This window comes from Streptomyces sp. S6 (assembly GCF_054880855.1).
Window position 1 is genome coordinate 1 of record NZ_JBTYMC010000291.1, and the last position, 8,404, is coordinate 8,404.

General features: G+C 69.6%; 6 protein-coding genes and 1 pseudogene. 3 read left to right on the plus strand and 4 right to left on the minus strand.

Annotated features, from left to right (window positions below):
- On the minus strand, positions 1–247 hold a 247-nt coding region (locus tag ACVNF4_RS28615; RefSeq protein ID WP_461805778.1), incomplete at its 3' end, for a DUF6912 family protein.
- 294 nt (positions 248–541) lie between these two features.
- On the opposite strand from ACVNF4_RS28615, the gene ACVNF4_RS28620 reads away from it, so the two are divergent.
- Positions 542–1,156 carry an Rv3235 family protein gene (locus tag ACVNF4_RS28620; protein ID WP_461805779.1) on the plus strand — a complete coding sequence of 205 codons (615 nt, stop codon included), beginning with the start codon at positions 542–544 and terminating at the stop codon, positions 1,154–1,156.
- Between the two features lie 129 nt (positions 1,157–1,285).
- On the opposite strand, the gene secA is transcribed toward ACVNF4_RS28620, so the two are convergent.
- On the minus strand, positions 1,286–4,126 hold the full coding sequence (gene secA, locus ACVNF4_RS28625) for a preprotein translocase subunit SecA (protein ID WP_461805780.1): 2,841 nt from the start codon (positions 4,124–4,126) through the stop codon (positions 1,286–1,288).
- 892 nt (positions 4,127–5,018) lie between these two features.
- Between secA and ACVNF4_RS28630 the strand changes: the two genes are divergently transcribed.
- Entirely contained in the window at positions 5,019–5,597 is a 579-nt protein-coding gene (locus ACVNF4_RS28630; RefSeq protein ID WP_461805781.1) for a GNAT family N-acetyltransferase, read from the plus strand.
- Between the two features lie 20 nt (positions 5,598–5,617).
- On the opposite strand, the pseudogene ACVNF4_RS28635 reads toward ACVNF4_RS28630, so the two are convergent.
- Positions 5,618–5,860: pseudogene (locus tag ACVNF4_RS28635) on the minus strand (hypothetical protein); the annotation flags it as partial.
- 223 nt (positions 5,861–6,083) lie between these two features.
- On the opposite strand from ACVNF4_RS28635, the gene ACVNF4_RS28640 reads away from it, so the two are divergent.
- A complete protein-coding gene (locus ACVNF4_RS28640) occupies positions 6,084–7,589 on the plus strand; it encodes a carboxylesterase/lipase family protein (RefSeq protein WP_461805782.1) in 1,506 nt (501 codons plus the stop codon).
- Between the two features lie 260 nt (positions 7,590–7,849).
- On the opposite strand, the gene ACVNF4_RS28645 is transcribed toward ACVNF4_RS28640, so the two are convergent.
- Positions 7,850–8,017, minus strand: a complete 168-nt coding sequence (locus ACVNF4_RS28645; RefSeq protein ID WP_461805783.1) for a hypothetical protein — start codon at positions 8,015–8,017, stop codon at positions 7,850–7,852.
- Between the last annotated feature and the right edge of the window lie 387 nt (positions 8,018–8,404).

Sequence of the window (8,404 nt, forward strand, 5' to 3'; positions counted from 1 at the left end):
CGTCGGGGACGTCCACCGCGACGACCACCCGGCGCCGGGGCGCCCCGGGGTTCGCGGCGAGCTGTCGCAGCGAGGCGAGGGCGGCGCGGCTGAGGGCGGCGTACTCCAGCTCCTCGATGTCGTCCGAGAGGTACCACTCGCGCAGCGCGGGCGTCACGGCGTACGCGACCAGCAACCCGGTGCCCAGCTCACCCGTCTTGTACGACTCGGCGAGCCCGGGAAGGGTCAGGGGAACGTAGACACGCATGGACGGCCGCTTTCCTGCTCGGAGACTCCGCTTGATTCCCCCCGAGGATACGTGCGGTGGTCCCCTTTCGAGTTCCTCCACCTCTGCGGGAAACCGTCAACGCCACGAAAAATCCAGCTCATCACACACCCCCCGGACCAGCACAGTCCTCTCCGCGCTCACCCGTAACGGTTGACTTTCTTCCGCTTCCGCCCGCCCCCAAGTCCCCCTTGCACCGAATCGACCACTCCCCGTACAAGATCCGCAACGGAAAGTTACCGCCGAGTACTTCGGCGCGGCAGAACGGGGAACCCCATGCACAAGATCATGACGCGCACCCGACCCCGCACCACCACCCCCACACCCCCCGGAGGCCGCCCGCCCAGCACCCCCACCACCCGAACCGCACCCCCGTCCGGCCGCCCCCCGAACAACCGCCCCACCTCCCGCACCCGCCCCGCAGACAACCGCCCGTCCACCACCCGCGCCCCCCTCAGGACACCGGGCCCCAGGCAGACCGACGCCGAGACGTCCGGCACCCCGAACACCCCCCGCGTCCCCGCCCAGACCCCCCGCCGTCCCCTCACCCAACCCCACCCCGCCGACCTCTTCGCCGAACGCCTCCTCGCCGTCCTCACCGGCCGCCGCCCCGTCCACGCCATGCTCCGCCACACCCTCGGCACCGCCTACGACGACCTCGCCCACCTCGCCGAACACGGCCCCCTCCGCACCCGCGGCACCACCCCCGTCCTCCGCGACATCGGCTACGAGATCCCCCGCCCCGGCGCCATCGAAGCCTTCGCCCGCATCACCACCGGCCCCCGCCTCCGCGCCATGGCCTTCCGCCTGGAACTCGGCTCCGACCAACGCTGGCGCTGCACAGCGGTAGAACTCGACGGCCCCCAGGGCCGAAGGCCCCAGGACCCCTGAGAGCACGCCGGGCCGGAACAGACCGGCCCAACGTAAGGAACACACCCGGCCCAACCACCCCCACCCAACCCAAAGGGCCGGACACCAGGTGCCCGGCCCTCCACGGTCTACCTCAGCAGCGCGCCACCCCTACTTCCGCCGCCGCCGAACCCCCTTCGCCTGCTTACGCCGCTCAGCCCGGGTCAACCCGTCCGCCTCGGACCGCACAACCTCGTCGTCCGCGTCGAACTCGCCCTCGATGGTCCCGCCCTCACCATCAACGGTGGGCGCGGAGAAGTGCAGCGCACGCCGCTGAGGCGCGTCCAGCCCCTTCGCACGGATCTCAGGCCGAGCCCCACCCTGCGCGGGCACCGCGTCCTGCTTCTCCAGATCGGGCGCCTCGTCGGAAACGGGCACCTCCTCGACCTGCTGCTCGACCTGAACCTCCAGGTTGAACAGGTAGCCGACGGACTCCTCCTTGATCCCGTCCATCATGGCCGTGAACATGTCGAAGCCCTCGCGCTGGTACTCGACCAGCGGGTCCTTCTGGGCCATCGCCCGCAGCCCGATGCCCTCCTGGAGATAGTCCATCTCGTAGAGGTGCTCACGCCACTTCCGGTCCAGAACCGACAGCACGACCCGCCGCTCCAGCTCCCGCATGATCTCGGAGCCGAGCTGCGTCTCCCGCTCCTCGTACTGCGCGTGGATGTCGTCCTTGATGGACTCGGAGACGAACTCGGCGGTCAGCCCGGCCCGGTCCCCGGCGGCGTCCTCCAGCTCCTCGACGGTGATCTTCACCGGGTAGAGCTGCTTGAACGCCCCCCACAGCCGGTCGAGATCCCAGTCCTCCGCGAACCCCTCGGCGGTCTCGGCGGAGACGTACGCGTCGATCGTGTCGTCCATGAAGTGGACGACCTGCTCCTGAAGGTCCTCCCCCTCCAGCACCCGCCGCCGCTCGCCGTAGATGACCTCACGCTGCCGGTTGAGCACCTCGTCGTACTTCAGGACGTTCTTACGCGTCTCGAAGTTCTGCTGCTCGACCTGCGACTGAGCGGACGCGATCGCCCGGGTGACCATCTTGTTCTCGATCGGCACGTCGTCCGGCACGTTCGCCATGGACATCACACGCTCGACCATCTGCGCCTTGAACAGCCGCATCAGATCGTCACCGAGGGAGAGGTAGAACCGCGACTCACCGGGGTCACCCTGACGCCCGGAACGACCGCGGAGCTGGTTGTCGATACGACGCGACTCGTGCCGTTCCGTGCCCAGCACGTACAGCCCGCCGCTCGCCTCGACCTCCTCCTTCTCCGCCTTGACGGCCTGCCCGGCCTTCTCCAGGGCCGCGGGCAGCGCCGCCGCCCACTCCTCGATGTGCTCCTCGGGGTCGAGGCCACGCTGGCGCAGCTCCGCCTCGGCGAGGTCCTCGGGGTTGCCGCCGAGCTTGATGTCGGTACCACGGCCGGCCATGTTCGTCGCGACCGTGACCGCGCCCTTACGGCCGGCCTGCGCGACGATCGTCGCCTCGCGCTCGTGGTGCTTGGCGTTCAGCACCTCGTGCTGGATGCCCCGCTTGGAGAGCTGCTGCGAGAGGTACTCGGACTTCTCGACGGAGGTCGTGCCGACCAGGATCGGCTGGCCCTTCTCGTGCTTCTCCGCGATGTCGTCGACGACCGCCTCGAACTTCGCGACCTCGGTGCGGTAGATCAGGTCCGACTGGTCCTTGCGGACCATCGGCCGGTTCGTCGGGATCGGGACGACGCCGAGCTTGTAGATCTGATGGAACTCGGCGGCCTCGGTCATGGCCGTACCGGTCATGCCGGAGAGACCGGGCTGTTCCTTGCCGTTGTGGTCGTGGCGCTTGTAGAGGCGGAAGAAGTTCTGGAGGGTGATCGTGGCGAGCGTCTGGTTCTCGTCCTTGATGTCCACCCCTTCCTTCGCCTCGATCGCCTGGTGCATGCCCTCGTTGTAACGGCGGCCGGCGAGGATACGGCCGGTGTGCTCGTCGACGATCATGACTTCGCCGTCCATGACGACGTAGTCCTTGTCCTTCTTGAAGAGCTCCTTCGCCTTGATGGCGTTGTTCAGGTAGCCCACCAGAGGGGTGTTCACCGACTCGTAGAGGTTGTCGATGCCCAGCCAGTCCTCGACCTTGGCGACACCGGACTCGTGGATCGCGACCGTGCGCTTCTTCTCGTCGACCTCGTAGTCGCCGGTCTCCTCGATGCCCTTGAGCGGGTTGCCGGCCTCGCCCTTCTTCAGACGCAGGACGAGCTTGGCGAAGTCGCCGTACCACTTCGTCGCCTGGTCGGCCGGGCCGGAGATGATCAGCGGGGTACGGGCCTCGTCGACCAGGATCGAGTCGACCTCGTCGACGATCGCGAAGTTGTGGCCGCGCTGCACCAGCTCGTCCTGCGACCACGCCATGTTGTCGCGCAGGTAGTCGAACCCGAACTCGTTGTTCGTGCCGTACGTGATGTCGCAGCCGTACTGCTCGCGGCGCTGGGCCGGCGTCATGTTCGCGAGGATGCAGCCGACTTCCAGGCCGAGGAAGCGGTGCACGCGGCCCATCATCTCGGAGTCGCGCTCGGCCAGGTAGTCGTTGACGGTGATCAGGTGGACGCCCTTGCCCGACAACGCGTTCAGGTACGCGGGGAGCGTGCCGACGAGGGTCTTGCCCTCACCGGTCTTCATCTCCGCCACGTATCCCATGTGCAGCGCGGCGCCGCCCATGATCTGCACGTCGTAGTGCCGCTGGCCGAGGACACGCTTGGCGGCCTCACGGACGGTGGCGAACGCCTCGGGCATCAGGTCGTCCAGGGTCTCACCGTCGACGTAACGCTGCTTGTACTCCTCGGTGAGGGCCCGCAGCTCGGCGTCGGAGAGGTCGGCGAAGTCCTCTTCGATGGAGTTGACCTGGTCCGCGATGCGGTGCAGTTTGCGCAGGATCTTGCCTTCGCCTGCACGCATGAGCTTCGAGAGGACGGACACGGGGGTTGGTCTCCTTGCCGGTCGGGCCTGGGACGGTCGGGTTCCTTTTGAATTGCTGAGCAACGGCCATCGTATGCGAGGACCCCGCCACGCCGGGAGGCCCGCCGTGACACAGCCCACCCGCCGCCCCACAACTCCTTACACCCCCACAACGCCCGGCCCCCACGGATAGTGCCGCCCCCACCGACCAAATCTCCACGAATTGCGATCAACCGCTTGGAATCAACGACCGACACGGCACCACCTCAAACGGACAGCGCACGGTCCAGAACCCCACGAAGCCGCCACCCCCCGACACGGCACGCCCCAGCACCCCGTCCGGCGCGGCACGGCGCGGCTCGACGCAGCTGGCGCGGCACGGCGTGGCCCGCCACTCCAGCAGGGCCTGGATCGACACGGATCGGCACGGATCAGCGGGGCCCGACACAGCGCGGCACGGCTCGGCACGGCCCGGCCTGGATCGGCACGGCCCGGCCCGACGCGGCGCGACCCGACGCGGTACGACCTGGATCGGCCCGGCCCGGCTCAGCACAGCTCGGTTCGATACGACCTGGCCCGACGCGGCACGGCACGGCGCGGCGTGGCCCGCTACCCCAGCACGACCCAACACGGCACGGCCCGGCCCGGCCCGGCACAGCCCAGCCCGACGCGGCACAACCCGGCTCGGCACGACCTGGCCCGACGCGGCACGGCGTGGCCCGCCACTCCAGCACGACCCAGCACGGCCCGGCACGACCTGGATCGGCACAGATCGGCACAGCCCAACCCGACCCGGCCCGGCACGGCACGCACGCCCTCTCAGCACGGCTCCCCCCCAACGCCACCTGGCCCCCAGCGGCGCACAACGGCAAGAAGTTGACGCCCCGCGCACGCCCCCGCGCAGAATCACCCGATGGAGCCCGTCACCCTCACCTCGCCCCGCCTGATCCTGCGCCCGGTGACCCCCGAGGACACCGAACCGGTCCTCGCCGCCGCCCAGGACCCCGAGATCCAACGCTGGACGACCATCCCCTCCCCCTACCTCCCCGAACACGCTCACGCCTTCACCACCGACATCGCCCCCGCCGGCTGGGCCACCGACACGATGTACACCTTCGCCGTGACCCTCCCCCACGGCCCCTTGACCGGCATGCTCAGCCTCACCCCCCGCGCCCCCGGCACCACAGAAATCGGCTTCTGGACCGCCAAAGAACACCGCTCCCACGGCTACACCACCGAAGCCACCCTCACCGCCGCGGCCTGGTCCTTCACCCGCCTCTCCACCGACCGCCTCGAATGGCGAGCCGAGGTAGGCAACACCCTTTCCCTGGCAGTGGCCCAAAAATCCGGCTTCACCCTGGAAGGCACCCTCCGCTCAGCCCTCACCAACAAAGGCGTACGCCGAGACTGCTGGCTGGCCTCCCTACTCCCCACAGACCTCCACCTCCCCTCACCAACCCCCTACACCCCCACCCACCCGCACACCCCTTAACGACCACCCCAGCCCGTCCTCGCCAGGTCCACCGCGACACGGCCGGGGTCATGCCCGGTCCCGCGCGGTCGCAGACGGTGCAGGGCGTTGCTGAAGGCGCTGGTCAGCGAGGTGGCGTCGGCCAGATCCGCGAGCCGGCGCGAGCCGGCGTGGCTGACCACTCCGTTCCCGTCGGCACTCACGACGAGCTTGGGGCGAGACCGGGTCGTGTGCACGCGGAATGCCTTCCCGCCGGAACGACCGGGACCTTGGACAAGCCTCATCGTTGCAGTTCACAAGGCATTTTCGCTTCTCCGGTCATGATCCTCGCGCGTGCCCGGACGAAACGCGCAGGCCGAGCGAGATCCCTGACCTGGACGCCCAGGGCCGCGCGGGGGATCTCGGCGTGCCGATGTGCGTGCGCGCAGGCGTGAGCCGGGAGCATGCGGAGCAATACCAATGACGGCAGGTTCATGATCGTGGAGACGCGAGCGAAAGGTGTCGCACATGCGCGCGGATGCATTCCCTACAGTCCTCACATCGTCAGGCCGGGTGCGCGGCAGGCAGGAGGAAGGGCTCGCGGTCTTCCGGGGCATCCCGTTCGCGGCGGCGCCCACCGGTGAGAACCGGTTCATGGCGCCGCGCGCCGCAGACGCCTGGGACGGGGTGCGGGACGCCGGCGAGTTCGGGCCGTCCGCGCCGCAGCAGACACCCGAGCCGATGGCCGTCGCCGGCGACGAGTGGCTGACCGTCAACGTGTGGACACCCGAACCGGACCCTGCGGCGCAGCGGCCGGTGATGGTCTTCATCCACGGCGGGGCGTACCTGCAGGGTTCGTCGGCGCAGCCCACCTACAGCGGGCGGCTGCTGGCGAGCGAGGGCGGTGTCGTCCTGGTCACGCTGAACTACCGGCTCGGGATGGAGGGCTTCGCCGCGATCGAGGGGGCCCCGGCCAACCGTGGGCTGCTGGACCAGGTGGCGGCGCTGACCTGGGTGCGGGAGAACATCGCGGTGTTCGGCGGCAATCCGGAGCGGGTCACGGTCTTCGGAGAGTCGGCCGGGGCCGGGAGTGTGGCAGCCCTGCTGGCGATGCCGACGGCCCGGGGGCTGTTCCGGCGGGCGATCACGCAGAGCGTCCCGGGCGCCTTCCTCTCCGCGGAGCTGGCCGCCGACGTCGGCCGGGAACTCGCCTCCGGTCTCGGTGTGCGGCCGACCGTCGAGGAGTTGGGGAAGATCGAGCCCGGCACGCTGGCCACGGCCGGGGCCGTGCTGGGCCCGCGGGTGCGCGAGTTCGCGCGTCGGTGGGGACGGCTCGCGTACACCGTCACGCCCTTCTTCCCCGTCATCGACGGAGAGGTGCTGCCGTACGTCCCGTTCACCGCTCTGGCCGATGGCGCCGCGCGGGACGTGGAACTGGTCGTGGGCCACAACCGCGATGAGTTCCGGCTGTTCGAGGCGATGCTGGGGCAGCTCGGAAAGGTCACGGCGGAGCAGACCGGCGAGATGCTGCGCATGCTGGGGTCCGGCGCGGATCCGGAGGGAGCGTACCGCGCGGCGTTCCCCGGCGCCTCGGACGAGGCGCTGTTCGAGTGGGTGCAATCGGACTGGCTCTTCCGGATCCCCTCGCTGCGGTTGGCGGAGGCCCAGATCGTCGGCGGTGGCCGGGCACATGTCTACGAGATGACCTATCCGGCTCCGGCGAACGGCGGTGTGCTGGGGTCGTGTCATGGGCTGGACGTGCCGCTGGTCTTCGGCATCTTCGGCGCCGAAGACACCAGCAGGATGATGCTCGGAGATGAGCCCCCGGCCGAGGCGCTGGCGATCTCGGCCTGGTGGCGCCGGGCCTGGACCACGTTCGCGGAGAGCGGCGATCCGGGCTGGCCGACCTATGCTCCGCAGGAGCGCGCCACTTGTGTCATCGATGTCGAGCGGGCCGTGGCCGCGTACCCGGAAGAGGTCTCACGGCAGCTGTGGAAGGAGCACAGGTTCGACGCACTGCCGCTGGCGGGGTGACGAGGCCACCCGAAGGCCGGCTGGCCGGCGTCTTCCGGAGCCGATGACAGGGCCGGTGCGGCTGTGCAGCGGCCGGCTAGCGGTCTGCTGATCAGTCCGTCGTCACCTCGGCGGTTGAACGTTCGGTGCGGACGTGGCACAGCGCAGGTGGCGGCGGCCTGTTCCTTCTCGAAGCGGCAGGTGCCCAGGACCGGGCCGGGCGGTTCGCTTCCCGCGGCCCGTGAGCCGGGCATGGGGTGTCCGGTCTCGTCGGCTTGCAGCTACGCGCGCTCGCGGGCCTCGGCGCTGGCTGCCCGCAGGGCGTTCGGGGCTGCCGCGTTGATGCCGACCAGCATGGCCAGGCGGTCGGGGTCGAGGCGACCGAACACCTCGTGCCGGTCACGCGGCACGGCCAGATCGGCGGCGGCTTCGCCTTCGTCGGTGAGCATCACCGCCAGGTCCACCGCGACGCGGCCGGGGTCGTGCCCGGTCCCGCGTCGGCCGCAGCCGGTACAGGACGTCGCTGAAGACAGTGGTCAGAGAGGCGGCGTCGGCCAGATTCGCGAGCATCCGCGAGCCGGCGTGGCCGACCAGGGCGTGTGCACGTAGAAAATGACTTCCCGCTGGAACGACTGGGGCCTTCGACGAGCCTCATCGTTGCAGCTCAAATGGCACTTTCGCTTCTCCGGTCATGATCTTTACGCGAGCCCAGACGAAACACGCAGGCTAGTGTCCTGAGTTCGTGATGCGTCGGCAGTAACGGGCGAGGGACGCGAGGATCTCGTCGGCGGTCTTGTGCCACACGAACGGCCGGGGATTGTCGTTCCAGTCCTTGA

Excerpts from the sequence above, each read along its gene's own strand:
- ACVNF4_RS28620 (WP_461805779.1), top strand. The coding sequence starts at position 542 with ATGCACAAGATCATGACGCGCACCCGACCCCGCACCACCACCCCCACA.
- ACVNF4_RS28630 (WP_461805781.1), top strand. The coding sequence starts at position 5,019 with ATGGAGCCCGTCACCCTCACCTCGCCCCGCCTGATCCTGCGCCCGGTG.
- ACVNF4_RS28640 (WP_461805782.1), top strand. The coding sequence starts at position 6,084 with ATGCGCGCGGATGCATTCCCTACAGTCCTCACATCGTCAGGCCGGGTG.
- ACVNF4_RS28645 (WP_461805783.1), bottom strand. The coding sequence starts at position 8,017 with ATGCTCACCGACGAAGGCGAAGCCGCCGCCGATCTGGCCGTGCCGCGT.